Here is a 26,285-nt window from a genome sequence, read left to right on the forward strand (position 1 = left end):
GAGGTGGCGTATATTACGCTTTCCTCTTTCAGAGTCAACCCGTTATTTCAGGATTTTTTCTCTTCAACCGACCGGGTTGTCTGTGAAGTGATTCACATCTGCCGTGTCGATGGAGGCGCATTATAGGGATCCCAGTTTTTAGCACAAGTATTTTTTAGATCTTTTTTTCCAACTGATGATTTTCCGTGCTTTTCGCTGAAAACCCACCCGATCCGCTTAAAAATTGACGCATTTTGCCTTGCCTCGCTCCAGGAATACGATCAAAGTCTTCTTTAATAACGCTCATCTGTATCGAGGTAGATATGTTTGCAGTATTACGTCCTTATAAAGATTTGTTCCCCCAAAAAGGCGATCGCGTGATGATCGATGCCAGCAGCGTGGTCATTGGTGATGTTCGCATGGCCGATGATGTCAGCATCTGGCCACTTGTCGCGATCCGGGGCGATGTTAACTACGTTGCAATCGGTGCACGCACCAATATTCAGGACGGCAGCGTGTTGCATGTGACTCATAAGTCATCTTATAACCCTGAGGGCAACCCGCTCATTATTGGGGAAGATGTTACCGTCGGCCATAAAGTGATGCTCCACGGCTGCACGATCGGTAACAGGGTTCTCGTTGGGATGGGATCGATTTTGCTGGATGGCGTCATTGTAGAAGATGACGTAATGATTGGCGCAGGGAGTCTTGTTCCGCAAAACAAGCGTCTTGAAAGTGGGTATCTCTATTTAGGCAGCCCGGTTAAACAGATCCGCCCCCTAAAAGAGACGGAGATCGAAGGATTGAAATACTCAGCGAACAATTACGTTAAATGGAAAAACGACTATCTGGATCAGGATAACCAGATCCAACCCTGATCGTCTTCCTGCTGATCGCGGATCAAATCGCTGGCATCCTCTTCCAGGTCCCAGCGATTTTCGCAAAAGACCGCTAACGGATCTGCCCCCCCAAAGCGCTGAAGCAACGTTTCCCCTTTAATCGCACAGGTAAGCTGCATACCATGCACCAGCACCGGGAAACAAACCGCTTGCTTGTTTTCATCCCAGATTTCTCTGTCGGGAAAATGAATCGCCTGATTCACGCCGTCAGTTCCTGTTTGAGCTTTTCAATCACCGGTTCTACAGCGGGTAACAGGCCATGCCAGAGTAGCACCGCATGAGCCGCCTGCCCCACCAGCATTCCCAGACCATCAGCCACGTGTTTTGCCCCCTGTTGTTCGCACCAGGTCAGAAAGGGCGTTTTCCCTTTTTGATAAAACATGTCATAGGCGTAGATGTGGGAATGAATCAGGGATGCAGGAATCGCCGGGATCTCTCCATTAATACCGCTTGAGGTGGCATTAATCACAAGATCAAATTCGTGACGCGCGAGATCGTCAGGTGCTACCGCAGCTACGCTGCCTGTGTGTGCGAACAACGCCGCCAGCTCTTCTGCTCTGGAGAAAGTACGGTTGGTGATTGTCACCGCACAATCCAACGAAAGAAGAGGAAGCAATACGCCGCGCGAGGCGCCACCCGCGCCGATCAGCAGGATCCGAAAGCCTGGTTTAATAAACGACAATCGCTCCAGATCGCTGAGTAAACCAATCCCATCGGTGTTATCGCCCAGAAGGCGACCATCTTCAAGCCGCTTAAGAGTATTGACGGCGCCAGCGAGCGATGCACGTTCGGTCAGTTCATCCGCGCGCCCGAAAGCCTCTTCTTTAAAAGGCACCGTGACGTTCGCACCTTTACCACCCGCATCAAAAAAGCTATTCAGCGTCGGTATAAATGCATCAACAGGCGCAAGAACCCGACCATATGGGTGATCTATATGCAATTGCTCCGCAAACAGCCGATGGATCAGAGGCGACTTGCTGTGCGCGATCGGGTTACCAAAAACAGCATAGGTTTCCATCACATTATCCCTGGCGAAAACGTTCGCCGGTCAAGGCATCGCGAATTTCTGACGGGTTAAGACGACCACCGGTTTCACCCACGGCTACCGGGAAATCATTCCCGAACTGCGCCAGAACTTCTTCGGTTGTCCGACAAGGGGGAAGCCCGGTCAGGTTGGCGCTGGTTGAAACCAGAGGTTTACCAAATGCCTGGCATAACTCCACCACCAGCGGATGGTCGGTGACACGTACCGCGAGTGAATCGAAACGCCCGGTTAACCAGCGCGGCGTTGTCGGCTGTGCAGGAAAAACAAACGTCACGGGACCAGGCCACGCAGAGAAAATGGTTTCCCGCTGTGCAGGTGTCAGCATGGAATCATCAATATAAGGCTTAAGCTGCTCGTAGTTCGCAGCGATCAAAATCAATCCTTTTTCGACAGGCCGCTGTTTTAGCGCCAGCAGACGGTTAACGGCGACTTCGCTGTCAGGATCACACCCGACCCCGAAAACGGCTTCTGTTGGATAGGCGATGACTTCTTCTTTTTTCAGGATTTCCACCGCCTGCGCGATGGAGCCTGATGGCAAGTTATTATTCACTGATTTGATCCGCCGAAACCGGCTTTCCACATTGTTTACTGGCGCAAAAGCGTTTCAAGCCTTGCGCGGTTTTCTTCTCTATAAGTAACGGATAATCGCAATGAGAGCAGACGCCCGCTACTGGTTTGAAATTGATGACGAACTGGCATTCAGGATAGCGATCGCACGAATGGAAGGTCTTGCCATAACGAGAGCGCCGCTGCACCAATTGGCCACGCTGGCACTGAGGGCAGGCAATTGCCGTTTCATCTGGCTTATCAATTTGTTCCGTATGTTCACACTCCGGGTAGCGGCTGCATCCGATAAACATCCCGAACCGCCCCTGCCGCAGCGCCAGTTCACCGCCACAGAGAGGACAAAGCTGTCCCTCCAGAATTTTGACGATATGTCCATCCGCCTGGCTTTTCAGGGGACGGACATAATCACATTCCGGATAGTGTGAACAACCGAGAAACGGACCGTGTTTCCCGGACCGAATAACAAGTTCTGCCCCGCACTGTGGGCAGGGCTCGTTTTTATGCACCGTGAAGAGTGCTGATTTGGCCATAACAACTCTTGTTGCTGCACATAGAATTAATGCAGCATACCTTCATTCACTTCAAAGAGTAATTCTTCCATTTGCTGATAGGCATTTTCACAGCCTGGAATGTTGAACAGAACCATCAGGATCACCCATTTCAGATCTTCCAGTTCAAACTCAGCAGTATCCAGCGCCATGACGCGCTCTATCACCATCTCTCTCGTTTCGAGGTTTAGCACCTGAATCTGCTCGAGGAATAAAATGAATCCCCGGCAGCTGGCATCCAGCCTTTCACACTCTTCAGCTGTATAGATGCGCACAGACAATGGGTCAGAAGCAAGCTGCATCGGTTCGGCGAGGCCGTCCTGATAATCAGCCAACTTATCCAGCCACATCAACGCATTATATATATCTTCCCGCTCAAAACCTGCGTCGGTCAGATCCCGTGTTAATTTGTCCTGATCCACCTGCATTTCTGCTTCGTTGTGGATGTAAGTCTCAAACAAATACATCAGTACGTCGAACATGGCATGCCCTCCTTAATCGGACATAGCCGCCGGGTACAGCTGCGATCCACCCTGCTAACTCCAGTTCGAGTAGCTGTGCTACCGTTACTGGCACAGGTTGGCCGGCACGTTCAGCGACAACGTCAACAGGTGTTACCTCATCTCCTACGTTAGCCAGGAGCTTGGGAAATGGCAATGCTACTGCCTCCTGATCCGATGAAATATGTCGCTTTTGGAGATCATCCTGCAACCAATGCAGTCCATACTGCAAATTTTCAAGGATATCTTCTTTGCAGGTCACCAGCGTCGCCCCCTGTTTTATCAGCCAGTGAGGGCCTTCGCAGCCGGGGTTCCCCAACGGGCCGGGCAGCGCAAAAACTTCACGCCCCTGCTCCAGTGCGCACCTTGCGGTAACCAGCGATCCACTCCGAATCGCAGCTTCGACCACCAGCACACCCTGGCTTAACCCACTGATGATCCGGTTACGCCGTGGAAAGTTACCCGGTCTGGGCGGTGTTGAGAGTGAAAACTCAGACACTATTGTCCCCTCTGAAGCGATAAGTTGCTCAGCCAGAATGTGATGACGACGCGGATAGAGACTAAAAAGACCATTGCCAAGCACGGCGACACTTCGCCCTTTTGCAGACAACGCCGCATGATGTGCTACACCGTCGATGCCGCAAGCCAGACCACTGGTGATCGTAAAGCCACATTGGGACAGCTGTTCGCTCAGCATTTTCCCCCAACGCTCGCCATACCACGAGGGCGCACGGCTGCCCACAACCGCAAGCTGCATGCTATTAAGCACGTCAACGCGGCCTCTCACAAATAGCGCCCCGGGAAAATCAGGGATAGAACGCAACAATGGCGGGAAGCGAGGATCATCCGCCGTGAGAAGGTGGTTGTCGGCGTGTTCCAGCCATTCCAGACTACGTTCAAGCTCACTCTCGCTGAACGAAAAAAACTTTACGGCATGTTTGGGCGAAAGCCCTGACGCGTTGACAGCTTCAGCATCGACGGTTGCCTGGCGAAGCAGCCTCTGCGCAATCTCCAGCATCGCATCACCGTATAACGACCCGATGTTTATAAGCCGTAACCATACCTCTGTGGACGTCATCCTTTTCCCTGCCATAAGCAGCCTCAGCAATCTTTGCGATTGGTCACTGATGCTGTCAATCGACCGGGGATTTGTCTAGAATAGAAGTAATATTCTTATCAACTCCTGAACACGACTCTGGAAATTTATGGCAGTTTTGCAAGTGTTACATATTCCTGACGAGCGCCTTCGCATCGTCGCGGAACCGGTTAAAGAAGTGAATGCAGAAATTCAGCGTATCGTCGATGATATGTTCGATACCATGTACGCTGAAGAAGGCATTGGCCTTGCCGCGACCCAGGTAGACATTCACAAACGTATTATTGTGATCGACGTTTCTGAAAATCGTGATGAGCGCCTGGTGCTGATCAACCCTGAGCTGCTGGAAAAAAGCGGCGAAACAGGTATTGAGGAAGGCTGTCTGTCTATCCCTGAACAGCGCGCTTTGGTGCCACGTGCCGAAAAAGTTAAAATCCGCGCACTGGATCGTGACGGCAATCCGTTTGAGCTGGAAGCCGACGATCTGCTGGCGATTTGCATTCAGCATGAGATGGATCACCTGGTCGGTAAACTGTTTATCGATTACCTCTCACCTCTGAAGCAACAGCGTATTCGTCAGAAAGTTGAGAAACTGGATCGTTTGCGTTCTCGCGCTTAACGCCCCCGGATACAAGGAATAACGTGTCTACATCACTACGTATAATCTTCGCGGGTACCCCTGATTTTGCAGCGCGTCATCTCGACGCGCTGTTAACGTCTGGCCATCAGATTGTTGGCGTATTTACTCAGCCGGACCGTCCGGCTGGCCGCGGTAAAAAACTGATGCCTGGCCCGGTTAAGGTACTGGCAGAAACACATGGTTTACCGGTTTTCCAGCCTGCGTCATTACGACCTGAGGAAAACCAGAAGTTAGTGGCAGACCTGAACGCGGACGTGATGGTAGTTGTGGCTTACGGCCTCATTCTGCCGAAAGCGGTACTTGATATGCCCCACCTGGGCTGTGTTAACGTTCATGGTTCTTTGCTCCCACGCTGGCGTGGTGCAGCCCCTATTCAGCGCGCTCTGTGGGCAGGCGATGCTGAAACTGGCGTGACAATCATGAAGATGGACGTAGGTTTAGACACGGGCGACATGCTGTATAAACTGGCGTGTCCCATCACCGCAGAAGATACCAGCGCCACGCTGTATGACAAGCTGGCGGATCTCGGCCCGCAGGGGCTGATTGAGACGCTGCAACAGCTTGCTGACAATACAGCGACACCTGAAGTGCAGGATGAGGCACAGGTGACCTATGCTGAGAAACTGAGTAAAGAAGAAGCCCGGATCGACTGGTCCCTGTCAGCAGCTCAACTCGAACGCTGCATCCGCGCCTTTAATCCATGGCCGATGAGCTGGTTGATGATTGATGAGCAGCCAGTGAAAGTCTGGAAAGCTTCAGTTATTAACGGCAATGCATCGGCAGAGCCCGGTACGATTATCGACGCCAGCAAAAACGGTATCCAGGTTGCGACCGGAGAAGGGATACTGAATCTTGAATCGCTGCAACCGGCCGGTAAAAAGGCAATGAGCGCGCAGGATCTATTAAATTCTCGTCGTGAATGGTTCATCCCTGGCAATCGCCTTGCCTGAACAAATTTATTCTTAAGGCCCGGTGTTTCCGGGCATTTTTATTTTTACGGTTATGAAAAGACAAAATCTACGCACTATGGCGGCTCAGGCCGTTGAGCAGGTTATCGAGCAGGGCCAGTCACTGAGTAATGTCCTGCCTCCACTGCAACAAAAGGTTTCCGATAAAGACAAAGCCCTGCTTCAGGAGCTGTGCTTTGGCGTGCTGCGCACCCTCTCTCAGCTTGAGTGGTTCATTAACAAGCTGATGTCACGCCCGATGAGCGGCAAGCAGCGTACCGTGCATTATTTGATCATGGTCGGTTTCTACCAGCTTCTTCATACCCGCATTCCACCTCATGCTGCGCTGGCCGAGACAGTGGAGGGTGCCGTTGCGATTAAACGTCCTCAGCTAAAAGGATTGATCAACGGCGTGCTGCGTCAGTTCCAGCGTCAGCAGGACGAACTGCTGGCAGAATTTGCGCAAAGCGAAGCGCGCTTCCTTCACCCTGAATGGCTGCTGAATCGCCTTAAAAAAGCCTACCCACAGCAATGGCAAGACATTGTGGATGCCAATAATCAACGTCCGCCGATGTGGTTACGCGTCAATCGTAACCATCATACACGCGACGCATGGCTGGCCCTGCTGGAAGAGGCCGGAATGAGCGGCTTCACACACGCTGCTTATCCTGATGCGGTTCGTTTAGCCTCCCCTGCACCGGTACATGCATTACCCGGTTTTGAAGAGGGCTGGGTAACGGTACAGGACGCATCTGCTCAGGGCTGCATGACCTGGCTTGAGCCGAAAGACGGGGAGCAGATCCTCGATCTCTGTGCAGCGCCAGGGGGGAAAACAACGCACATTCTGGAAGTGGCTCCGCAGGCCAGCGTGATGGCCGTGGATGTTGATGAGCAGCGCCTTTCACGCGTCTATGACAACCTTAAGCGTCTGGGTATGAAAGCACAGGTTAAGCAAGGCGATGGACGCAAACCCGCTGACTGGTGTGGTGATACCCGGTTCGATCGCATTTTGCTGGACGCCCCCTGCTCAGCAACCGGCGTGATTCGTCGTCATCCCGATATCAAATGGCTGCGTCGCGATCGTGATATCAAGGAGCTTGCCCAGTTGCAATCCGAAATTCTGGATGCCATCTGGCCGCATCTCAAACCCGGCGGAACCCTGGTGTATGCAACCTGCTCTGTTCTCCCGGAAGAGAACAGTCAGCAAATTGCGGCTTTCCTGAAACGCACCCCGGACGCTACGCTGCACGATACGGGAACGCCTGAGCACCCGGGTCTGCAAAACCTGCCGGGCGCAGAAGAGGGTGATGGCTTCTTTTACGCTAAGCTAATCAAAGAGTGATGTTGAGAACAGGTCACGAAAGATGAAAATTATCATTCTGGGCGCAGGGCAAGTTGGCGGAACGCTGGCGGAAAATCTCGTGGGTGAAAACAACGATATCACCATTGTGGATACCAATGGCGATCGCCTGCGCGTTTTGCAGGACAAGTTCGACCTCCGCGTTGTTCAGGGGCACGGCTCTCATCCACGTGTGCTTCGGGAAGCGGGCGCGGACGATGCCGACATGCTGGTTGCAGTAACCAGTTCTGATGAAACCAACATGGTTGCATGTCAGGTGGCCTACTCGCTGTTCAACACACCGAACCGCATCGCCCGCATTCGCTCCCCGGACTATGTCCGGGATGCGGAAAAGCTGTTTAATTCCGAAGCAGTACCTATCGACCATCTTATTGCGCCTGAGCAGTTGGTTATCGACAGTATTTATCGTCTGATTGAGTACCCGGGCGCGTTGCAGGTTGTGAACTTTGCTGAAGGGAAAGTAAGCCTGGCGGTCGTGAAGGCTTATTACGGCGGCCCGCTGATTGGTAATGCCCTGTCGACAATGCGCGAGCATATGCCACATATCGATACGCGTGTTGCGGCGATTTTCCGTCACGACAGACCTATTCGTCCGCAAGGTTCCACCATTGTCGAAGCCGGGGATGAAGTCTTCTTTATTGCGGCTTCTCAGCATATCCGTGCGGTGATGAGTGAACTTCAGCGTCTCGAAAAACCGTATAAACGTATTATGCTGGTTGGCGGCGGTAATATTGGCGCAGGTCTGGCGAGACGGCTGGAAAAAGACTACAGCGTGAAGCTGATCGAACGAGATCAACAGCGCGCGTCGGAGCTGGCTGAAAAACTTCAGAATACTATCGTGTTTTATGGCGATGCTTCGGATCAGGAATTGCTGGCCGAAGAGCATATCGATCAGGTTGATCTTTTTATTGCCGTCACCAACGACGACGAAGCGAATATTATGTCCGCCATGCTCGCTAAACGTATGGGGGCGAAAAAAGTAATGGTGCTTATCCAGCGTAAGGCTTATGTCGACCTGGTACAGGGTAGCGTAATTGATATTGCTATTTCACCCCAGCAAGCCACCATCTCTGCCCTGCTAAGCCATGTGCGTAAAGCGGATATTGTCGGCGTGTCGTCTCTGCGTCGTGGTGTTGCTGAAGCCATTGAAGCCGTCGCTCACGGGGATGAAACGACGTCGCGCGTTGTTGGTCGCGCGATCGACGAAATTAAACTTCCACCAGGCACCATTATAGGCGCCGTAGTGCGAGGTAACGATGTCATGATCGCCAATGATAATTTACGTATCGAGCAGGGTGACCACGTTATTATGTTCCTGACCGATAAAAAATTTATTACCGACGTCGAGCGTTTATTCCAGCCAAGCCCGTTCTTCCTGTAATGATTTGGGTGCTCAGACGAGGGCACCCAAATATTAACCTTCTAATTTTCATGCCTTTTATTTTTCATAACGATTATTTATCCCCAATGGCAATTAGCTAATCATTTGTTAAACTTATAGGCGTCAGCTGGCACAAGGAGAACATAATGAGTTTTATTAAAGAATTTCGCGAATTTGCGATGCGCGGGAATGTGGTGGATTTGGCTGTGGGTGTCATTATTGGTGCGGCGTTCGGTAAGATCGTTTCATCATTAGTCGCCGACATTATTATGCCGCCGTTAGGACTGTTGATTGGAGGCATTGATTTCAAACAATTCGCCTTCACCCTTCGGGAAGCTCAGGGCGATATCCCTGCGGTTGTAATGCACTACGGCGTATTCATTCAGAACGTATTTGATTTCGTGATCGTGGCATTTGCCATTTTCATGGCGATCAAACTTATCAACAGACTTAACCGTAAAAAAGAAGAACCGGCTGCTGCCCCGCCAGCACCAACTAAAGAAGAAGTCTTACTGACTGAAATTCGCGATCTGTTAAAAGAGCAGAATAACCGCGTTTAATCAGGCGAGAGAAACAGAAAGGCCAGTGGTAAAAAAGCGATTAGCTTGCTTGCCACTGGCCTCCCAGTTACCACGTTGTGCATGTTTACCTTTACGCAAATAACTCCCTTTTCCCTTCTTGTTCTTCTCAACACGCTGTCTAAAAAGCGGGTCGTGAAGCAATGCCTCAATGGCGTTATCCTTAATTTGTCCCTTAGTATGCTGATAGCGGCTCATCATTTCTCCTGAGCATAGTTAATGTCGGCGGGAGTCTAGTCCGTGGCTGATAAAAAATCAACAACCCTGAGTTTCACTACTGGCGCCCTGTTCAAGGGCTTCCAGTATTGAGCAATAAACACTGCTGTGAGCAGTACCGCAGCACGCGTCATTCAGCCTTTGTAGAGATCGTTGCATGGCCTGCAGCTCCTGAATTCGTCCTTCAACTTCATCCAGCCGGGCCTGAACGATGCTTTTAGATTCCTGACACGTATGATGTTCAGGATCGATACGGATCGACAGCAGTTCACGGATCGACTCCAGCGTGAAGCCGAGTTGCCGGGCATAGCGGATAAAACGAAGGCGTTGCAGGTCGTTATCCGTATAAAGGCGAAATCCACCTTCTGTTCTGACCTCATGATCGATCATCTGCTGCTTTTCGTAGTAGCGGATAGTATCCGGCGTTACGTTAGCAAGCTTCGCAAGTTCACCTATGCGGTACATGGCTACTCCTCGTTTATTTTTTGCATTAACCTTTCACTGTACTCACCATGCAAAAAGTCAGTATTCATTCCCGTCTGGCGCAGTTTTATTTCGATGAGCGCTAATCGACGGCTGATTTCGGAGTACCGCGGGTCATTCTTATGAATGCCTTTAAGCAGATCGGCAAGCTCGACGGCTTCATTGCGTTGCTGAAGTTCAGGGGGTAAACAACCTGCATTTTTCAGTAAGCGATAACCGGCTCGTAATTCAGGGGGAATGTGTGAATCATCGTCCAGCACCAGTGGCTCACCGCTACCGGGGAGATTTTCAAACTCGCCTTTGTTTTGGGCATCGCTAATATGGCGTTCAGCCCACTGATCGAGCAACCACATAATGAACTCCAGGGGATGAGCAGAAAAGATACAGACATTGTAGATAAGTGGAGATTCTGCGGATATAAAAAAACCCGCCGAGGCGGGTTTTTTTACGTTACTACAGATTACTCTGCAGCAGCTTCTGCTTTCTCTGAACGATCAACCAGCTCGATGTAAGCCATCGGCGCGTTGTCGCCTGCACGGAAACCACACTTCAGAATGCGAGTGTAACCACCGGCACGGCTCGCGAAACGCGGGCCCAGTTCGTTAAACAGTTTTGCCACGATCTCGTTATCACGAGTACGGGCGAATGCCAGACGACGATTAGCAACGCTGTCAGTCTTGGCAAGAGTAATCAGCGGCTCAACTACGCGACGCAGCTCTTTCGCTTTAGGCAGGGTCGTCTTGATGATTTCATGACGAACCAGTGAACCTGCCATGTTGCGGAACATAGCCTGGCGATGGCTGCTGTTGCGGTTCAGTTGACGACCACTCTTACGATGGCGCATGACCTTATCCTTCTCAGTAAAACCTTAACCTGTGATCCGGTTACTCGTCAGCAATGCTTGCCGGTGGCCAGTTTTCCAGGCGCATGCCCAGAGACAGACCACGTGAAGCCAGCACGTCTTTAATCTCGGTAAGAGATTTTTTACCCAGGTTCGGCGTTTTCAGCAACTCAACCTCGGTACGCTGTACCAGATCACCGATATAGTGGATAGCTTCTGCCTTGAGGCAGTTAGCAGAGCGGACAGTCAATTCCAGATCGTCAACAGGGCGCAGCAGGATCGGATCGAATTCTGGTTTCTCTTCTTTCACTTCCGGCTGACGTACATCACGTAAGTCAACGAAAGCTTCCAGTTGTTCTGCCAGGATGGTTGCCGCACGACGAATCGCCTCTTCAGGATCGATTGTGCCATTGGTTTCCATTTCGATGACCAGCTTGTCCAGGTCGGTACGCTGTTCTACACGCGCTGCTTCAACATTGTAGGCAATACGCTCTACAGGGCTGTAGCATGCGTCGACCAGCAGACGGCCGATTGGGCGCTCATCTTCTTCCGAATGAATTCGGGCAGAAGCCGGCACATAACCACGACCGCGCTGAACTTTGATACGCATGCTAATAGCTGCGTTCTCATCGGTCAGGTGGCAGATCACGTGCTGCGGCTTGACGATTTCAACATCACCGTCGTGGGTGATGTCGGCTGCAGTCACAGGGCCAATGCCAGATTTATTCAGAGTAAGAATAACTTCATCTTTACCCTGAACTCTCACCGCCAGCCCTTTCAGGTTGAGCAGGATTTCAAGGATATCTTCCTGAACGCCTTCTTTGGTGCTGTACTCATGAAGTACACCATCAATCTCAACCTCGGTCACCGCGCAACCCGGCATCGATGAGAGCAGAATACGGCGCAGTGCGTTACCCAGAGTATGGCCAAAGCCACGCTCTAAAGGCTCAAGGGTCACCTTGGCGTGCGTCGAACTCACTTGCTCGATATCTACCAGGCGCGGTTTTAGAAACTCTGTCACAGAACCCTGCATTGTGTCCTCTCTTTGGTACTAAGCTTTACTTGGAGTAAAGCTCGACGATCAGGTGTTCGTTAATGTCCGCAGACAGATCAGAACGCTCAGGCTGACGCTTGAACGTACCTTCCATCTTGCCAGCATCAACTTCCAGCCAGGTTGGCTTTTCACGCTGCTCAGCCAGCTCCAGAGCGGCTTTCACGCGAGATTGCTTTTTCGCTTTCTCACGAATGCTAACAACGTCATTCGCTTTAACCTGATAAGAAGCGATGTTAACAACACGACCGTTTACCATGATTGCTTTATGGCTAACCAACTGGCGTGATTCAGCACGAGTCGCGCCGAAGCCCATACGGTATACAACGTTGTCCAGACGACCTTCCAGCAGAGCCAGCAGGTTTTCACCTGTGTTGCCTTTCAGACGTGCTGCTTCTTTATAGTAGTTACGGAACTGACGCTCCAGCACACCGTAGATACGGCGAACTTTTTGCTTTTCACGCAACTGCACACCATAGTCAGACAGACGCGGTTTACGCGCACCGTGCTGGCCAGGAGCTTGTTCAATTTTACACTTGGTATCGATCGCGCGAACGCCAGACTTAAGGAATAAGTCGGTGCCCTCACGACGGCTCAGCTTGAGCTTAGGACCCAAATATCTTGCCATTTTCTATCTCCAACTAACCTAAAAAACGAGCGTTATACGCGACGTTTTTTCGGCGGACGACAACCGTTATGAGGGATCGGAGTCACATCAGTAATATTCGTGATGCGGAAACCAGCGGCGTTCAGAGCGCGAACAGTAGATTCACGACCCGGACCCGGACCTTTAACCATAACTTCCAGATTCTTGATGCCGTATTCTTTTACGGCTTCAGCGCAACGCTCTGCTGCAACCTGAGCTGCGAACGGAGTGGATTTGCGAGAACCACGGAAACCGGAACCACCGGCTGTTGCCCAACCCAATGCGTTACCCTGACGATCAGTAATAGTAACGATGGTGTTGTTGAAAGAAGCATGGATATGAGCCACGCCGTCAGAGACTTGTTTTCTTACACGTTTACGTGCACGAACTGGTGCCTTTGCCATTATTCAATCACCCCGATTATTTCTTGATCGGTTTGCGCGGACCCTTACGGGTACGTGCGTTGGTCTTAGTACGCTGACCGCGCACTGGCAGACCACGACGATGACGCAAACCGCGATAGCAACCAAGATCCATCAGGCGCTTGATGCTCATGCTGATTTCACGGCGCAGATCACCTTCAACGACAAATTTGGCAACTTCGTCACGCAGCGTGTCGATTTGTTCTTCAGACAGCTCACTGATCTTAACATCTTCAGCGATACCCGCTGCAGCCAGAATGGCTTTGGAACGGGTCTTGCCGACGCCGTAGATCGAAGTTAATGCGATCACAGCATGTTTCTGATCAGGAATGTTAATGCCTGCTATACGGGCCACTATGCACTCCTACTATTTAATATGTACGCACCATGCTGAAAAGCCCGTTTTCAGGATACTCAAATGGAAACGTACAGACATACAAAAGATTGGCTGGCTAATCTAGCCAGCTCAACCCAACTTTGCAAGAAAAATATGCGAAATAATCAGCCTTGGCGCTGTTTATGCTTCGGCTCGGCACTGCAAATCACACGGATGACACCATCACGCTTAACGATTTTGCAGTTACGGCATAATTTCTTGACGGAAGCACGAACTTTCATTTTTACTCTCCGTAACTTCTCAGACGACCATTTAGCGGCCGTAGCCTTTCAGGTTCGCCTTCTTCAATGCAGACTCATACTGACTGGACATCATCAGAGTTTGCACTTGAGCCATAAAGTCCATAATCACGACAACAACGATAAGCAGTGAGGTCCCACCGAAGTAGAACGGTACTTTCATTGCATCACGCATGAACTCCGGGATCAGGCAGATAAAAGTAATATAAAGCGCACCAACCAAAGTCAGGCGAGTCATTACTTTATCGATATACTTCGCCGTTTGCTCTCCCGGACGAATTCCTGGTACAAATGCACCGGACTTCTTCAGGTTATCTGCTGTTTCACGCGGGTTGAAGACCAACGCCGTGTAGAAGAAACAGAAGAAGATGATCGCAGACGCATAGAGTAACACATAAAGTGGTTGCCCAGGCTGCAAATACAGCGAAATTGTTGTCAGCCAGTTCCAACCAGTACCGCCCCCGAACCATGACGCGATGGTTGCCGGGAACAGAATAATACTGGAAGCGAAGATAGCCGGGATAACCCCCGCCATATTCACTTTCAGCGGTAAATGTGTGCTCTGTGCAGCATAGACACGACGACCCTGCTGACGTTTAGCGTAGTTCACCACAATGCGGCGTTGACCACGTTCAACGAAGACAACAAAGAACGTCACTGCAAATACTAATACTGCAACCAACAGCAACAGGAGGAAGTGCAGGTCGCCTTGACGCGCTTGCTCGATAGTATGGGCGATGGCCGGCGGGAGACCCGCAACGATACCGGCGAAGATAATGATTGAGATACCGTTACCGATACCTCGTTCAGTAATCTGTTCGCCGAGCCACATCAGGAACATGGTCCCTGTGACCAGACTTACAACAGCGGTGAAATAGAATGCAAAGCCTGGGTTTAATACCAGGCCCTGCATACCAGGCATATTCGGAAGACCGGTAGCAATACCGATCGACTGGAATATTGCCAGCACCAGAGTGCCGTAACGGGTGTACTGGCTAATCTTACGACGTCCAGACTCCCCTTCTTTCTTCAACTCTGCCAGGGCCGGATGAACGACCGTCAGCAGCTGGATAATAATCGATGCCGAAATGTACGGCATAATACCCAGTGCGAAAATAGAAGCACGGCTGAGAGCACCACCAGAGAACATGTTGAACATTTCAATGATGGTGCCTCGCTGTTGCTCAAGCAGTTTGGCAAGTACAGCGGCATCAATACCAGGGATCGGAATAAAAGAGCCAATACGGAACACAATCAGCGCGCCGATTACAAACAGCAGTCTGCGTTTCAGCTCGCCAAATCCACCTTTGGCACTTTGAAAATCTAATCCCGGTTGCTTAGCCATCTGCTACTTATTCCTCAATTTTACCGCCAGCAGCTTCGATAGCAGCACGAGCACCTTTAGTAACACGCAGGCCACGAACAGTTACCGGAGTAGAAACTTCACCAGACAGGATCACTTTCGCGAACTCGATCTGGATACCGATAATGTTAGCTGCTTTCAGCGTATTCAGGTCTACAACGCCGCCTTCAACTTTCGCCAGGTCAGACAGACGGATTTCCGCTGTAATCGCTGCTTTGCGAGAGGTGAAGCCGAACTTCGGCAGACGACGGTACAGTGGCATCTGGCCACCCTCGAAACCGCGACGTACGCCACCGCCAGAACGAGAGTTCTGACCTTTGTGACCACGACCACCGGTTTTGCCGAGGCCAGAACCGATACCACGACCCAGGCGTTTACCCGCCTTTTTAGAGCCTTCGGCCGGAGACAGAGTATTTAAACGCATCTCTTACTCCTCAACTTTAACCATGAAGTAAACCGCGTTGACCATACCACGAACAGCAGGAGTATCCTCGCGCTCAACGGTATGACCAATACGACGCAGACCCAGGCCAAGCAGCGTTGCCTTGTGTTTCGGCAGACGACCGATTGCACTGCGGGTTTGAGTGATTTTAATAGTCTTTGCCATGGTCAATTACCCCAGAATTTCTTCAACGGATTTACCACGCTTGGCAGCGACCATTTCTGGAGAATTCATATTTTCCAGGCCATCAATAGTTGCACGAACCACGTTGATCGGGTTGGTGGAACCATATGCTTTAGCCAGAACGTTATGAACTCCAGCAACTTCCAGAACGGCGCGCATTGCACCACCGGCGATGATACCGGTACCTTCGGAAGCTGGCTGCATGAATACACGAGAACCCGTGTGAACACCTTTAACTGGGTGTTGCAGGGTACCGTTGTTCAGCGCGACGTTAATCATATTGCGACGGGCTTTTTCCATCGCTTTCTGGATCGCTGCTGGAACTTCACGCGCTTTACCGTAACCAAAACCAACGCGACCGTTACCATCACCCACTACAGTCAGAGCTGTGAAGGAGAAAATACGACCACCTTTAACGGTTTTAGATACGCGGTTTACCGCGATCAGCTTTTCCTGCAGTTCGCCAGCCTGTTTTTCGATGTGAGCCATCTTACACCTCTACCTTAGAACTGAAGGCCAGCTTCACGGGCAGCATCTGCCAGTGCCTGGACACGACCATGATATTGGAACCCGGAACGGTCAAAGGAAACATTGCTGATGCCTTTTTCCAGAGCGCGTTCTGCAACAGCTTTACCTACAGCTGCAGCGGCGTCTTTGTTACCGGTATACTTCAATTGTTCTGAGATAGCTTTTTCTACAGTAGAAGCAGCTACCAGAACTTCAGAACCGTTCGGTGCAATTACCTGTGCGTAAATATGACGCGGGGTACGATGTACCACCAGGCGAGTTGCACCCAGCTCTTTGAGCTTGCGGCGTGCGCGGGTCGCACGACGGATACGAGCAGATTTCTTATCCATAGTGTTACCTTACTTCTTCTTAGCCTCTTTGGTACGCACGACTTCGTCGGCGTAACGAACACCCTTGCCTTTATAAGGCTCAGGACGACGGTAGGCGCGCAGATCTGCTGCAACCTGACCGATCAGCTGTTTATCAGCGCCTTTCAGCACGATTTCAGTCTGAGTCGGGCATTCTGCAGTGATTCCGGCCGGCAGCGGATGCTCAACAGGGTGTGAGAAGCCCAGAGACAGGCCTACTGCATTCCCTTTGATAGCTGCACGATAACCTACACCAACCAGCTGAAGCTTTTTAGTGAAGCCTTCGGTAACACCAACAACCATTGAGTTCAGCAGGGCACGCGCGGTACCAGCCTGAGCCCATCCATCCACGAAACCATCACGTGGACCGAAGGTCAGAGCGTTATCTGCATGTTTAACTTCAACAGCTTTGTTGAGGGTACGAGTCAGCTCGCCGTTTTTACCTTTGATCGTAATAACCTGACCGTCGATTTTGACATCAACGCCGGCAGGAATAACGACCGGTGCTTTAGCAACACGAGACATTCTTTCCTCCGATTAGGCTACGTAGCAGATAATTTCGCCACCAAGACCAGCCTGGCGCGCTGCACGATCAGTCATAACACCTTTAGAGGTAGAAACAACTGCGATACCAAGACCAGCCATTACTTTTGGCAGCTCATCTTTTTTCTTATAGATGCGCAGGCCTGGGCGGCTGACACGCTGAATGCTTTCTACAACAGCTTTACCCTGGAAATACTTGAGAGTAAGTTCCAGTTCCGGCTTGGTGTCGCCTTCAACTTTAAAATCTTCGATAAAACCTTCTTCCTTCAGCACGTTGGCAATTGCCACTTTCAGCTTGGCGGAAGGCATGGTGACCGCAACTTTGTTCGCGGCCTGACCGTTACGGATACGGGTCAGCATATCCGCGATCGGATCTTGCATGCTCATCTGTCTTTACTCCCGTGATTCAATTGGTAATTACCAGCTAGCCTTTTTCAAGCCTGGTACTTCACCGCGCATGGCGGCTTCACGCAGTTTGATACGGCTCAACCCAAACTTGCCCACATAACCATGTGGACGACCTGTTTGACGACAGCGGTTACGCTGACGAGACGGGCTGGAATCACGCGGCAGAGACTGCAGCTTGAGAACCGCATTCCAACGATCTTCGTCGGAAGCGTTCACATCAGAAATGATCGCTTTCAGTTCAGCGCGTTTAGCGAAGAATTTATCAGCTAAAGCTACGCGCTTTACTTCGCGTGCTTTCATTGATTGCTTAGCCATTCAGTAACCCTACCTTACTTGCGGAACGGGAAGTCAAAGGCAGCCAGCAGAGCACGGCCTTCTTCATCAGATTTCGCAGTAGTGGTAATGGTAATATCCAAACCACGCACGCGGTCGACTTTATCGTAGTCGATTTCTGGGAAGATGATCTGCTCACGGACACCCATGCTGTAGTTACCACGACCGTCGAAAGACTTAGCGGACAAGCCACGGAAGTCACGGATACGTGGAACAGCAATAGTGATCAGGCGCTCAAGGAACTCCCACATGCGTTCGCCACGCAGAGTTACTTTACAGCCGATCGGATAGCCCTGACGGATTTTGAAGCCTGCAACAGATTTGCGTGCTTTGGTGATCAGCGGTTTTTGACCGGAGATTGCTGTCAGGTCAGCTGCTGCGTTATCCAGCAGTTTCTTGTCAGCGATCGCTTCACCAACACCCATGTTCAGGGTGATCTTCTCGACCCGAGGGACTTGCATGACAGAATTGTAGCTAAACTCAGTCATGAGTTTGTTAACTACTTCGTCTTTGTAGTAATCATGCAGTTTCGCCATCGTACTACTCCAAATTACTTGATAGTTTCGCTGTTAGACTTGAAGAAACGGACTTTTTTGCCGTCTTCGAATCTAAAGCCTACACGGTCAGCCTTACCGGTAGCCGCATTGAAGATTGCAACGTTAGAAACCTGAATAGCAGCTTCTTTTTCAACGATGCCGCCTGGTTGGTTCAGGGCCGGAACCGGCTTCTGATGTTTCTTAACCAGGTTGATACCTTCAACGACGAGTTTGCCGGAAGACAGAACATTTTTTACTTTACCGCGTTTACCTTTATCTTTACCGGTTAACACGATAACTTCGTCATCACGACGGATTTTCGCTGCCATGATTCGCTCCTTAGAGTACTTCTGGTGCCAGAGAGATAATTTTCATGAACTTCTCAGTACGAAGTTCACGAGTTACCGGCCCAAAGATACGCGTGCCGATAGGCTGCTCGCTGTTATTGTTTAAAATAACGCATGCATTACCATCGAAGCGAATGACAGAACCGTCAGGGCGACGAACACCCTTCTTGGTGCGCACCACTACCGCCTTCAGCACATCACCTTTTTTGACCTTACCACGTGGAATTGCTTCCTTGATGGTGATCTTGATGATGTCGCCTACGCCTGCGTAGCGACGGTGCGAGCCACCCAGAACCTTGATACACATTACGCGACGTGCACCGGAGTTGTCGGCGACGTTCAGCATAGTCTGTTCTTGGATCATTTTAGTGCTCCGCTAATGTCAACTACTACCTGAGACTCTAAAATCAGAGCCGTTAAAAAGCCCCATATCGAGGGCGCGGCATTATAACACCGCTTCTGCAATATGGGTAGAAAAAATAAACGGCTCATTGCTGAGCCGTTTATTCGTATTGAGAATGCGTACTCTATTACAGAACCGCTTTCTCTACAACGCGAACCAGCGTCCAGGACTTAGTCTTGGACAGTGGACGGCATTCACGGATTTCAACCTTGTCGCCGATACCACATTCGTTGTTCTCGTCATGTACGTGCAGTTTGGTCGTACGCTTGATGAATTTACCGTAGATCGGGTGTTTCACAAAACGTTCGATAGCTACAACAATGGATTTCTCCATTTTATCGCTAACAACACGACCTTGCAGAGTACGGATTTTATCGGTCATTACGCACCCGCCTTCTGAGTCAGTAAAGTCTTAACGCGCGCAACATTGCGACGCACTTGCTTCAGCAGGTGAGTCTGTTGCAGCTGGCCACTTGCAGCCTGCATACGCAGGTTGAACTGCTCACGCAGCAGGTTCAGCAGCTCAGCGTTCAGCTCTTCAACGCTTTTTTCACGCAGCTCTTTTGCTTTCATTACATCACCGTCTTAGTTACAAAGGTGGTTTTGATAGGCAGTTTCGCTGCTGCCAGGCCGAAGGCTTCACGGGCCAGCTCTTCCGGTACACCGTCCATTTCATAAAGGACTTTGCCCGGTTGGATCAAGGCAACCCAGTACTCCACGTTACCTTTACCTTTACCCATACGAACTTCCAGTGGCTTCTCGGTGATCGGTTTGTCCGGGAATACACGGATCCAGATCTTACCTTGACGCTTAACTGCACGGGTCATTGCACGACGTGCTGCTTCGATCTGACGTGCAGTCAGACGACCACGGCCAACAGCTTTCAGACCGAAAGTGCCGAAGCTAACATCCGTACCCTGCGCCAGACCACGGTTGCGGCCTTTGTGCACTTTACGGAATTTTGTACGCTTTGGTTGTAACATCAGCGACGCTCCTTATTTACGGCCTTTACGCTGCTGCTTTTTAGGTTGAGCAGCCGGTTTTTCCGGTTGTTCAACAGCAGCCATACCACCCAGGATCTCACCTTTGAAGATCCATACCTTAACGCCGATTACACCGTAAGTGGTGTGCGCTTCAGAGGTGTTGTAGTCGATGTCAGCACGCAGAGTGTGCAGCGGTACGCGACCTTCGCGGTACCATTCGGTACGTGCGATTTCCGCGCCGCCCAGACGGCCGCTAACTTCAACTTTGATACCCTTAGCGCCCAGACGCATTGCGTTCTGTACAGCACGCTTCATAGCACGACGGAACATAACACGACGTTCCAGCTGAGAAGTGATGCTGTCAGCAACCAATTTAGCGTCCAGTTCAGGCTTACGAACTTCAGCGATATTGATCTGTGCAGGAACGCCAGCGATATCCGCTACGACCTTGCGCAGTTTTTCTACGTCTTCGCCTTTCTTACCGATAACGATGCCAGGGCGAGCAGTGTGAATAGTCACACGGATGCTCTTAGCTGGACGCTCGATAACGATACGAGATACAGACGCTTTAGCCAGTTCCTTAGTCAGGTACTGACGTACTTTAAAATCGCTGTCCAGGTTGTCAGCGAATTCTTTGGTGTTCGCAAACCAGGTAGAGTTCCATGGTTTTACAATACCCAGGCGAATACCATTAGGATGTACTTTCTGACCCATTGCTAGTCTCCAGAGTCTCAGCGATCGGACACAACCACAGTAATGTGGCTGGTGCGCTTCAGGATGCGATCTGCACGACCTTTCGCACGCGGCATAATGCGCTTCATGCTTGGGCCTTCATCTACGAAAATTTTCGCGACTTTCAGATCGTCGATGTCAGCGCCATCGTTGTGTTCAGCGTTAGCAATGGCAGATTCCAGTACTTTCTTGACCAATACCGCAGCTTTCTTGTTGGTATAGGTCAGGATGTCCAGGGCCTGCGACACTTTCTTACCGCGAATCAGGTCAGCAACAAGGCGAACCTTCTGTGCAGAAGAACGAGCATGGCGATGTTGAGCTAAAGTTTCCATCTCTTCCTCCTACCTTATTTCTTCTTCGCTTTTTTATCAGCAGCGTGGCCGCGATAAGTACGAGTCGGTGCGAATTCACCCAGTTTGTGACCAACCATTTCGTCGGTAACAAAGACTGGAACGTGCTGACGACCATTATGGACAGCGATGGTCAAACCGATCATGTTAGGAAAGATCGTTGAACGACGGGACCAAGTGCGCAGGGGCTTCTTGTCTCCGCTTTCCACCGCTTTCTCTACCTTCTTCAGCAAGTGCAGGTCAATAAAAGGACCTTTCTTGAGAGAACGTGGCATGGCTTATCCTCTAAAATTATTTGCTACGGCGACGTACGATAAATTTATCAGTACGCTTGTTGCTGCGGGTCTTCTTACCTTTGGTCTGAACGCCCCACGGAGTTACCGGGTGCTTACCAAAGTTACGACCTTCACCACCACCATGTGGGTGATCGACTGGGTTCATCGCAGTACCGCGAACGGTAGGACGAACACCACGCCAGCGTGCAGCACCAGCTTTACCCAGAACGCGCAGCATATGCTCAGCATTGCCAACTTCGCCCAGAGTAGCGCGGCAGTCTGCTTCGACTTTACGCATTTCACCAGAACGCAGACGCAGGGTGACATAAGCACCGTCACGCGCAACGATCTGAACGTAAGTACCCGCGGAACGCGCCAGCTGACCGCCTTTACCTGGTTTCATTTCTACGTTATGAACGGTAGAACCAACCGGGATATTGCGCATCGGCAGGGTGTTGCCTGCTTTGATTGCAGCATCAACGCCAGACTGAATCTGGTCGCCAGCTTTCAGGCCTTTAGGGGCCAGGATGTAACGGCGTTCGCCATCTTTGTACAGAACCAGCGCGATGTTCGCGGAACGGTTCGGATCGTACTCAAGACGCTCAACAACTGCTGGGATACCGTCTTTGTTGCGTTTGAAGTCAACAATACGATAAGCCTGCTTGTGGCCACCACCGATGTGACGAGTGGTGATACGGCCATTGTTGTTACGACCACCGGATTTGCTGTTTTTTTCCAGCAACGGAGCAAAAGGTTTGCCCTTGTGCAGCTCAGGGTTAACCACTTTAACTACGTGGCGACGACCCGGAGATGTCGGTTTACATTTAACAACTGCCATTGTATTACTCCTCCGACTTACTCAGCGCCGCCAACGAAGTCCAGGTTCTGGCCTTCTTTCAGGGTGACGTAAGCTTTTTTCCAGTCGCTACGACGACCGATACGCTGTCCGTGACGTTTAACTTTCCCTTTAACTACCAGGGTGTTAACGACTTCGACTTCGACTTCAAACAGTTTCTGCACAGCAGCTTTGATCTCTGCTTTGGTCGCGTCTTTAGCAACTTTGAGAACGATGGTGTTTGTTTTTTCCATCGCAGTAGACGCTTTTTCAGAAACGTGCGGTGCGCGCAGCACCTTCAGCAGACGTTCTTCACGAATCATGCCAGCATCTCCTCAACTTGCTTAACAGCATCAGCAGTCATTACGACTTTGTCGAAGGCGATCAGGCTAACCGGGTCGATACCAGTCGCGTCGCGTACGTCAACCTTGTGCAGGTTACGCGCGGCCAGGAACAGGTTCTCGTCCAGCTCACCGGTGATGATCAGCACATCTTCCAGAGCCATGTCTTTCAGTTTCTGTGCCAGCAGCTTAGTTTTAGGCGCTTCAACAGAGAACTTCTCGACAACGATCAGACGATCCTGACGTACCAGTTCGGACAGGATGCTTTTCAGCGCGCCGCGGTACATCTTTTTGTTAACTTTTTGACTGTGGTCCTGTGGACGCGCAGCGAAGGTCACGCCACCTGAACGCCAGATCGGGCTCTTGATAGAACCTGAACGCGCACGGCCGGTACCTTTCTGGCGCCATGGCTTTTTGCCTGAACCAGTTACTTCAGCACGAGTCTTCTGAGCACGAGTACCCTGACGAGCACCAGCTGCATAAGCAACAACAACCTGGTGAACCAGCGCTTCGTTGAAATCACGACCGAAGGTAGTTTCGGAAACAGTCAGCGCGCTCTGCGCGTCTTTCAATACTAATTCCATTGCTATCCCCTTACGCCTTCACAGCTGGTTTAACGATCAGGTCGCTACCGGTTGCACCCGGGACCGCACCTTTAACCAGCAGCAGGTTGCGCTCAGCGTCAACACGTACTACGTCCAGGCTCTGAACGGTTACACGTTCGTTGCCCAGCTGACCTGCCATTTTCTTGCCTTTGAACACTTTGCCCGGAGTCTGGTTCTGACCGATAGAACCCGGAACGCGGTGAGACAAGGAGTTACCGTGAGTAGCGTCCTGGGTACGGAAGTTCCAGCGCTTAACGGTACCAGCAAAACCTTTACCTTTAGAGGTACCGGTTACGTCAACTTTTTTAACGTCAGCAAACAGCTCAACGCTAATGTCCTGACCTACGGTGAACTCTTCGCCTTCAGCAAGACGGAATTCCCACAGACCACGGCCAGCTTCTACGCCAGCTTTAGCGAAGTGACCCGCTTCTGGTTTGGTTACACGGTTAGCTTTTTTAGCACCAGTGGTCACCTGAACAGCGCGGTAGCCATCGTTAGCCAGATCTTTAACCTGGGTAACGCGGTTTGCTTCAACTTCGATTACGGTTACTGGGATTGAAACGCCATCTTCAGTGAAGATGCGGGTCATGCCCACTTTTTTACCGACTAAACCAATCATTGTATCAACCTCTCAATCGCTCGATGACCTGATTAACCCAGGCTGATCTGCACGTCTACACCGGCAGCCAGATCCAGACGCATCAGAGCATCAACGGTTTTCTCAGTTGGCTCAACGATGTCAACCAGACGCTTGTGAGTGCGGATCTCGTACTGATCACGCGCATCTTTGTTAACGTGCGGAGAGATCAGAACGGTAAAGCGCTCTTTGCGGGTCGGCAGCGGGATCGGACCACGGACTTGCGCACCAGTGCGCTTAGCAGTCTCGACGATTTCCGCGGTTGATTGATCGATCAGACGATGATCAAACGCTTTAAGGCGGATACGGATTCTTTGGTTCTGCATGAGACCAGAGCTCCAATTATTTTATAAACGAAAATGATTACTCCTCAAACCCATTACGATTGATGGGAGAGTGTAACCGTTCTTACGTAGCTCCCCAATTGGGAGCATTGTTGAGTAACAAAGTGAGCTACTCTGGTTCAGATTGAACCCGCCGTCAATTACGACAAGCCCGCGCATTATACGTAAATCAGCGAAAGACGCAAGTGCCGTTTAGAAATTAAGCGCCAAAGTCGTACTCTGCGTAAGGCCTCGCAATTTTTTATGCAAAGTATCCCTTCTCAACTCTTTGTCTGAAGCCGCTATGCAATTGTTGTTTTTACACATTGCCGGGCATGCAGATTGTTACGAGTATGCGCTCAAACCATTTTGAGGCTCTCGCTATGCTAATGTCCCTCCCCTTTCTGCTGATCTATTTTGCGTTATCGGCCTTGCTTGTACGCACCGATATTCGCACGGGGCTGCTTCCCGATAAATTCCTTTGCCCGCTGCTATGGACGGGCCTGCTCTACCAGCTTTGTCTTCATCCTGATTTTTTGCCGAGCGCGGTAGTGGGTGCGACGGCAGGATACGCCGGATTCGCCGTTATCTATTGGGGATATCGACTCATCTGCCGACGTGAAGGGATGGGGTATGGCGACATAAAATATCTTGCGGCGCTGGGAGCATGGCATGGCTGGTGTGTACTGCCAGTACTGGCATTAGTGGCCGCGTTAATGGCTCTGCTGTATCTGGTTGGTTTCTCGTTGTTCAACCCTGATAAGCAGGCATTAAAAAACCCACTGCCTTTTGGGCCATTTCTGGCGGCAGCGGGTTTATGCGTTGGCTGGGAAAGCCTGATTAACTTTCCACTTTGATCTGAGACTGAAGGTAGTTCTGTAGGCCAATTTTGCTAATGAGATCCAGTTCGGTCTCAAGCCAGTCGATGTGCCCTTCTTCATCGGCCAGGATCTGGATCATCATATCCCGGCTGACGTAGTCATGTACGCTGTCCGCATAGGCAATGGCTTCACGCAGGTCTTTTGCACCCTCCAGCTCTAGCCGGAGATCAGAACGCAGCATCTCTTCAACATCTTCTCCGATGCCCAGTTTTCCGAGATCCTGTAGGTTAGGAATGCCTTCGAGGAATAAAATACGCTCAATATATTTATCGGCGTGTTTCATTTCATCAATGGACTCATGGTATTCAACATCGTTGAGGCGAGTCAGTCCCCAGTTTTTGAACATTCTTGCATGGAGAAAATACTGATTGATTGCGACAAGCTCATTTCCCAATAATTTATTGAGATAACTTATGATTTTAACATCACCTTTCATTATATAGTCCCTCCGCTTCCACTCATTGAAGCGTAGATCGGGCTACGGGGATGTCAAAAAAAAGATGGAGGCTTACGCGATCTCTTTGAATTCCGGGATCTGCATCAGTTCGTCCTGCATGATCTCACGCGCTGCGCGAACGCATTTACCGCATTGATTTCCCACCGGAACAAACTTACGAAGCTGCTGGAAAGATTGTGGTTGAAACTGGCGAACGGCCTGACGAATTTTTTTGTCGCTTACACCATTACATAAACAAACGTACATAAAGACTCCCGTTCAAAATATGCGCAAAGTGTAAGTGAGAATGGTTATGATTACAATAGCACGGGCGTCGGAATACGTGGCGGGAGAAAGCAAAAAATGCGAATTTTTATGACAATGCCCAACGGCAGAAAACAAAAAAGGACGCCGAAGCGTCCTTTTTATTTCAGGGATAATTAATTAGCCCAGAACTTTAGCAACAACGCCCGCGCCAACGGTACGGCCGCCTTCACGGATTGCGAAACGCAGACCGTCGTCCATCGCGATTGGGTGGATCAGAGTCACAACCATCTTGATGTTGTCGCCTGGCATTACCATCTCTACGCCTTCTGGCAGTTCGATGGTACCGGTCACG

General features: G+C 50.7%; 46 protein-coding genes and 1 pseudogene. 7 read left to right on the forward strand and 40 right to left on the reverse strand.

Features of this window, described 5'->3' with window-relative positions; translation table 11 throughout:
• The first annotated feature begins 302 nt into the window (after positions 1–302).
• Complete coding sequence (locus ACNQ0T_RS21875) at positions 303–857, forward strand: gamma carbonic anhydrase family protein (RefSeq protein WP_023298752.1); 555 nt, start codon at positions 303–305, stop codon at positions 855–857.
• Here ACNQ0T_RS21875 and ACNQ0T_RS21880 read toward each other — a convergent pair.
• Genes ACNQ0T_RS21880 through dprA form a run of 6 tightly spaced genes read right to left on the reverse strand, consistent with a single transcriptional unit; the run spans position 833 to position 4,616 of the window.
• Entirely contained in the window at positions 833–1,081 is a 249-nt protein-coding gene (locus tag ACNQ0T_RS21880; protein ID WP_022649578.1) for a DUF1488 domain-containing protein, read from the reverse strand. The genes ACNQ0T_RS21875 and ACNQ0T_RS21880 overlap by 25 nt on opposite strands.
• Positions 1,078–1,896 carry a shikimate dehydrogenase gene (gene aroE, locus ACNQ0T_RS21885; RefSeq protein ID WP_023307090.1) on the reverse strand — a complete coding sequence of 273 codons (819 nt, stop codon included), beginning with the start codon at positions 1,894–1,896 and terminating at the stop codon, positions 1,078–1,080. The genes ACNQ0T_RS21880 and aroE overlap by 4 nt, the downstream gene beginning before the upstream one ends.
• A gap of 4 nt (positions 1,897–1,900) precedes the next feature.
• A complete protein-coding gene (tsaC, locus tag ACNQ0T_RS21890) occupies positions 1,901–2,473 on the reverse strand; it encodes an L-threonylcarbamoyladenylate synthase type 1 TsaC (RefSeq protein WP_022649580.1) in 573 nt (190 codons plus the stop codon).
• Complete coding sequence (locus ACNQ0T_RS21895) at positions 2,466–3,020, reverse strand: type I DNA topoisomerase (RefSeq protein ID WP_023298754.1); 555 nt, start codon at positions 3,018–3,020, stop codon at positions 2,466–2,468. Before ACNQ0T_RS21895 ends, tsaC begins: the two co-directional genes overlap by 8 nt.
• Positions 3,021–3,046: 26 nt before the next feature.
• Positions 3,047–3,520, reverse strand: coding sequence for a DUF494 family protein Smg (gene smg, locus ACNQ0T_RS21900; protein WP_000460665.1), 474 nt, complete (start codon positions 3,518–3,520; stop codon positions 3,047–3,049).
• The gene (gene dprA, locus ACNQ0T_RS21905) at positions 3,492–4,616 is read right to left on the reverse strand and encodes a DNA-protecting protein DprA (protein WP_045309191.1); all 1,125 of its coding nucleotides are present in this window, start codon (positions 4,614–4,616) and stop codon (positions 3,492–3,494) included. Before dprA ends, smg begins: the two co-directional genes overlap by 29 nt.
• 127 nt (positions 4,617–4,743) lie before the next feature.
• On the opposite strand from dprA, the gene def reads away from it, so the two are divergent.
• From def to mscL, 5 genes are all read left to right on the forward strand, one after another.
• Positions 4,744–5,253: a peptide deformylase gene (gene def / locus ACNQ0T_RS21910; RefSeq protein WP_006812188.1), complete on the forward strand. Its 510-nt coding sequence runs from the start codon at positions 4,744–4,746 to the stop codon at positions 5,251–5,253.
• 23 nt (positions 5,254–5,276) lie between these two features.
• Positions 5,277–6,224 carry a methionyl-tRNA formyltransferase gene (gene fmt, locus ACNQ0T_RS21915; RefSeq protein WP_417930375.1) on the forward strand — a complete coding sequence of 316 codons (948 nt, stop codon included), beginning with the start codon at positions 5,277–5,279 and terminating at the stop codon, positions 6,222–6,224.
• A 52-nt stretch (positions 6,225–6,276) separates the two neighbouring features.
• Positions 6,277–7,563, forward strand: coding sequence for a 16S rRNA (cytosine(967)-C(5))-methyltransferase RsmB (rsmB, locus tag ACNQ0T_RS21920; protein WP_032626889.1), 1,287 nt, complete (start codon positions 6,277–6,279; stop codon positions 7,561–7,563).
• A gap of 22 nt (positions 7,564–7,585) precedes the next feature.
• A complete protein-coding gene (gene trkA, locus ACNQ0T_RS21925) occupies positions 7,586–8,962 on the forward strand; it encodes a Trk system potassium transporter TrkA (RefSeq protein WP_003863337.1) in 1,377 nt (458 codons plus the stop codon).
• Positions 8,963–9,108: 146 nt separating this feature from the next.
• Positions 9,109–9,522 (forward strand): large-conductance mechanosensitive channel protein MscL, encoded by a 414-nt coding sequence (mscL, locus tag ACNQ0T_RS21930; RefSeq protein ID WP_003863335.1) that lies wholly within the window; start codon positions 9,109–9,111, stop codon positions 9,520–9,522.
• Here mscL and ACNQ0T_RS21935 read toward each other — a convergent pair whose 3' ends face one another.
• The 31 genes from ACNQ0T_RS21935 to rpsJ all read right to left on the reverse strand — a co-directional run bounded on the left by ACNQ0T_RS21935 (position 9,523) and on the right by rpsJ (position 24,352).
• Positions 9,523–9,738 carry an alternative ribosome-rescue factor A gene (locus tag ACNQ0T_RS21935; protein WP_022649585.1) on the reverse strand — a complete coding sequence of 72 codons (216 nt, stop codon included), beginning with the start codon at positions 9,736–9,738 and terminating at the stop codon, positions 9,523–9,525. It lies immediately after the preceding gene.
• Between the two features lie 57 nt (positions 9,739–9,795).
• Positions 9,796–10,221: a Zn(2+)-responsive transcriptional regulator gene (zntR, locus tag ACNQ0T_RS21940; protein WP_003863328.1), complete on the reverse strand. Its 426-nt coding sequence runs from the start codon at positions 10,219–10,221 to the stop codon at positions 9,796–9,798.
• Positions 10,222–10,223: 2 nt separating this feature from the next.
• Positions 10,224–10,592, reverse strand: a complete 369-nt coding sequence (locus ACNQ0T_RS21945) for a DUF1992 domain-containing protein (RefSeq protein ID WP_022649586.1) — start codon at positions 10,590–10,592, stop codon at positions 10,224–10,226.
• Between the two features lie 107 nt (positions 10,593–10,699).
• Entirely contained in the window at positions 10,700–11,083 is a 384-nt protein-coding gene (gene rplQ, locus ACNQ0T_RS21950) for a 50S ribosomal protein L17 (RefSeq protein WP_001216368.1), read from the reverse strand.
• A 40-nt stretch (positions 11,084–11,123) separates the two neighbouring features.
• Entirely contained in the window at positions 11,124–12,113 is a 990-nt protein-coding gene (locus ACNQ0T_RS21955; RefSeq protein WP_002919219.1) for a DNA-directed RNA polymerase subunit alpha, read from the reverse strand.
• A gap of 25 nt (positions 12,114–12,138) precedes the next feature.
• The gene (gene rpsD / locus ACNQ0T_RS21960; protein WP_003863314.1) at positions 12,139–12,759 is read right to left on the reverse strand and encodes a 30S ribosomal protein S4; all 621 of its coding nucleotides are present in this window, start codon (positions 12,757–12,759) and stop codon (positions 12,139–12,141) included.
• A gap of 32 nt (positions 12,760–12,791) precedes the next feature.
• Positions 12,792–13,181, reverse strand: a complete 390-nt coding sequence (gene rpsK / locus ACNQ0T_RS21965) for a 30S ribosomal protein S11 (protein ID WP_003863312.1) — start codon at positions 13,179–13,181, stop codon at positions 12,792–12,794.
• A gap of 16 nt (positions 13,182–13,197) precedes the next feature.
• On the reverse strand, positions 13,198–13,554 hold the full coding sequence (gene rpsM, locus ACNQ0T_RS21970; RefSeq protein ID WP_003863308.1) for a 30S ribosomal protein S13: 357 nt from the start codon (positions 13,552–13,554) through the stop codon (positions 13,198–13,200).
• Between the two features lie 146 nt (positions 13,555–13,700).
• Positions 13,701–13,817 carry a 50S ribosomal protein L36 gene (gene rpmJ, locus ACNQ0T_RS21975; protein ID WP_000868187.1) on the reverse strand — a complete coding sequence of 39 codons (117 nt, stop codon included), beginning with the start codon at positions 13,815–13,817 and terminating at the stop codon, positions 13,701–13,703.
• A 31-nt stretch (positions 13,818–13,848) separates the two neighbouring features.
• On the reverse strand, positions 13,849–15,180 hold the full coding sequence (secY, locus tag ACNQ0T_RS21980; RefSeq protein ID WP_003863305.1) for a preprotein translocase subunit SecY: 1,332 nt from the start codon (positions 15,178–15,180) through the stop codon (positions 13,849–13,851).
• Between the two features lie 7 nt (positions 15,181–15,187).
• Positions 15,188–15,622 carry a 50S ribosomal protein L15 gene (gene rplO / locus ACNQ0T_RS21985; protein WP_014885468.1) on the reverse strand — a complete coding sequence of 145 codons (435 nt, stop codon included), beginning with the start codon at positions 15,620–15,622 and terminating at the stop codon, positions 15,188–15,190.
• Positions 15,623–15,625: 3 nt separating this feature from the next.
• Positions 15,626–15,805 carry a 50S ribosomal protein L30 gene (gene rpmD / locus ACNQ0T_RS21990; RefSeq protein WP_003863301.1) on the reverse strand — a complete coding sequence of 60 codons (180 nt, stop codon included), beginning with the start codon at positions 15,803–15,805 and terminating at the stop codon, positions 15,626–15,628.
• A 6-nt stretch (positions 15,806–15,811) separates the two neighbouring features.
• Positions 15,812–16,312 (reverse strand): 30S ribosomal protein S5, encoded by a 501-nt coding sequence (gene rpsE / locus ACNQ0T_RS21995; protein ID WP_003863299.1) that lies wholly within the window; start codon positions 16,310–16,312, stop codon positions 15,812–15,814.
• 14 nt (positions 16,313–16,326) lie between these two features.
• A complete protein-coding gene (gene rplR / locus ACNQ0T_RS22000; RefSeq protein ID WP_003863297.1) occupies positions 16,327–16,680 on the reverse strand; it encodes a 50S ribosomal protein L18 in 354 nt (117 codons plus the stop codon).
• Positions 16,681–16,689: 9 nt separating this feature from the next.
• Positions 16,690–17,223 carry a 50S ribosomal protein L6 gene (rplF, locus tag ACNQ0T_RS22005; RefSeq protein ID WP_003863296.1) on the reverse strand — a complete coding sequence of 178 codons (534 nt, stop codon included), beginning with the start codon at positions 17,221–17,223 and terminating at the stop codon, positions 16,690–16,692.
• Between the two features lie 12 nt (positions 17,224–17,235).
• Positions 17,236–17,628, reverse strand: a complete 393-nt coding sequence (gene rpsH / locus ACNQ0T_RS22010) for a 30S ribosomal protein S8 (protein ID WP_006178918.1) — start codon at positions 17,626–17,628, stop codon at positions 17,236–17,238.
• A gap of 30 nt (positions 17,629–17,658) precedes the next feature.
• Positions 17,659–17,964, reverse strand: coding sequence for a 30S ribosomal protein S14 (gene rpsN, locus ACNQ0T_RS22015; protein ID WP_003863291.1), 306 nt, complete (start codon positions 17,962–17,964; stop codon positions 17,659–17,661).
• 14 nt (positions 17,965–17,978) lie between these two features.
• A complete protein-coding gene (rplE, locus tag ACNQ0T_RS22020; protein ID WP_022649589.1) occupies positions 17,979–18,518 on the reverse strand; it encodes a 50S ribosomal protein L5 in 540 nt (179 codons plus the stop codon).
• Positions 18,519–18,532: 14 nt separating this feature from the next.
• Positions 18,533–18,847 (reverse strand): 50S ribosomal protein L24, encoded by a 315-nt coding sequence (rplX, locus tag ACNQ0T_RS22025; RefSeq protein WP_003863287.1) that lies wholly within the window; start codon positions 18,845–18,847, stop codon positions 18,533–18,535.
• 10 nt (positions 18,848–18,857) lie between these two features.
• Positions 18,858–19,229, reverse strand: a complete 372-nt coding sequence (rplN, locus tag ACNQ0T_RS22030) for a 50S ribosomal protein L14 (protein ID WP_002919748.1) — start codon at positions 19,227–19,229, stop codon at positions 18,858–18,860.
• Between the two features lie 166 nt (positions 19,230–19,395).
• Positions 19,396–19,650 carry a 30S ribosomal protein S17 gene (rpsQ, locus tag ACNQ0T_RS22035; protein ID WP_002438707.1) on the reverse strand — a complete coding sequence of 85 codons (255 nt, stop codon included), beginning with the start codon at positions 19,648–19,650 and terminating at the stop codon, positions 19,396–19,398.
• On the reverse strand, positions 19,650–19,841 hold the full coding sequence (gene rpmC / locus ACNQ0T_RS22040; RefSeq protein ID WP_003863282.1) for a 50S ribosomal protein L29: 192 nt from the start codon (positions 19,839–19,841) through the stop codon (positions 19,650–19,652). The genes rpsQ and rpmC overlap by 1 nt, the downstream gene beginning before the upstream one ends.
• Positions 19,841–20,251: a 50S ribosomal protein L16 gene (gene rplP / locus ACNQ0T_RS22045; RefSeq protein WP_002919759.1), complete on the reverse strand. Its 411-nt coding sequence runs from the start codon at positions 20,249–20,251 to the stop codon at positions 19,841–19,843. The genes rpmC and rplP overlap by 1 nt, the downstream gene beginning before the upstream one ends.
• Before the next feature lie 12 nt (positions 20,252–20,263).
• On the reverse strand, positions 20,264–20,965 hold the full coding sequence (rpsC, locus tag ACNQ0T_RS22050; RefSeq protein WP_000529945.1) for a 30S ribosomal protein S3: 702 nt from the start codon (positions 20,963–20,965) through the stop codon (positions 20,264–20,266).
• A gap of 17 nt (positions 20,966–20,982) precedes the next feature.
• Positions 20,983–21,315 carry a 50S ribosomal protein L22 gene (gene rplV, locus ACNQ0T_RS22055; RefSeq protein ID WP_002919773.1) on the reverse strand — a complete coding sequence of 111 codons (333 nt, stop codon included), beginning with the start codon at positions 21,313–21,315 and terminating at the stop codon, positions 20,983–20,985.
• 14 nt (positions 21,316–21,329) lie between these two features.
• A complete protein-coding gene (gene rpsS / locus ACNQ0T_RS22060) occupies positions 21,330–21,608 on the reverse strand; it encodes a 30S ribosomal protein S19 (RefSeq protein ID WP_001138117.1) in 279 nt (92 codons plus the stop codon).
• A gap of 16 nt (positions 21,609–21,624) precedes the next feature.
• Positions 21,625–22,446 (reverse strand): 50S ribosomal protein L2, encoded by an 822-nt coding sequence (gene rplB / locus ACNQ0T_RS22065; protein ID WP_000301859.1) that lies wholly within the window; start codon positions 22,444–22,446, stop codon positions 21,625–21,627.
• A gap of 17 nt (positions 22,447–22,463) precedes the next feature.
• Positions 22,464–22,766 (reverse strand): 50S ribosomal protein L23, encoded by a 303-nt coding sequence (gene rplW / locus ACNQ0T_RS22070; protein ID WP_000617546.1) that lies wholly within the window; start codon positions 22,764–22,766, stop codon positions 22,464–22,466.
• Positions 22,763–23,368, reverse strand: coding sequence for a 50S ribosomal protein L4 (gene rplD, locus ACNQ0T_RS22075; RefSeq protein ID WP_000424395.1), 606 nt, complete (start codon positions 23,366–23,368; stop codon positions 22,763–22,765). Before rplD ends, rplW begins: the two co-directional genes overlap by 4 nt.
• 10 nt (positions 23,369–23,378) lie before the next feature.
• Positions 23,379–24,008, reverse strand: coding sequence for a 50S ribosomal protein L3 (gene rplC / locus ACNQ0T_RS22080; RefSeq protein WP_006178923.1), 630 nt, complete (start codon positions 24,006–24,008; stop codon positions 23,379–23,381).
• A 32-nt stretch (positions 24,009–24,040) separates the two neighbouring features.
• Positions 24,041–24,352, reverse strand: a complete 312-nt coding sequence (gene rpsJ / locus ACNQ0T_RS22085; protein ID WP_001181005.1) for a 30S ribosomal protein S10 — start codon at positions 24,350–24,352, stop codon at positions 24,041–24,043.
• Between the two features lie 380 nt (positions 24,353–24,732).
• Between rpsJ and ACNQ0T_RS22090 the strand changes: the two genes are divergently transcribed.
• Positions 24,733–25,206: a prepilin peptidase gene (locus ACNQ0T_RS22090; protein ID WP_048966381.1), complete on the forward strand. Its 474-nt coding sequence runs from the start codon at positions 24,733–24,735 to the stop codon at positions 25,204–25,206.
• Here the strand turns inward: ACNQ0T_RS22090 and bfr are convergent.
• From bfr to tuf, 3 genes and pseudogenes are all read right to left on the reverse strand, one after another.
• Complete coding sequence (bfr, locus tag ACNQ0T_RS22095; RefSeq protein ID WP_003863270.1) at positions 25,190–25,666, reverse strand: bacterioferritin; 477 nt, start codon at positions 25,664–25,666, stop codon at positions 25,190–25,192. The two genes, ACNQ0T_RS22090 and bfr, sit on opposite strands and share 17 nt — an antisense overlap.
• 72 nt (positions 25,667–25,738) lie before the next feature.
• A complete protein-coding gene (bfd, locus tag ACNQ0T_RS22100; protein WP_003863268.1) occupies positions 25,739–25,933 on the reverse strand; it encodes a bacterioferritin-associated ferredoxin in 195 nt (64 codons plus the stop codon).
• Between the two features lie 177 nt (positions 25,934–26,110).
• Positions 26,111–26,285, reverse strand: a pseudogene (gene tuf / locus ACNQ0T_RS22105) (elongation factor Tu); the annotation flags it as partial.

The organism is Enterobacter cloacae complex sp.6700776, from assembly GCF_048284255.1.
Lineage (GTDB): Bacteria > Pseudomonadota > Gammaproteobacteria > Enterobacterales > Enterobacteriaceae > Enterobacter > Enterobacter intestinihominis.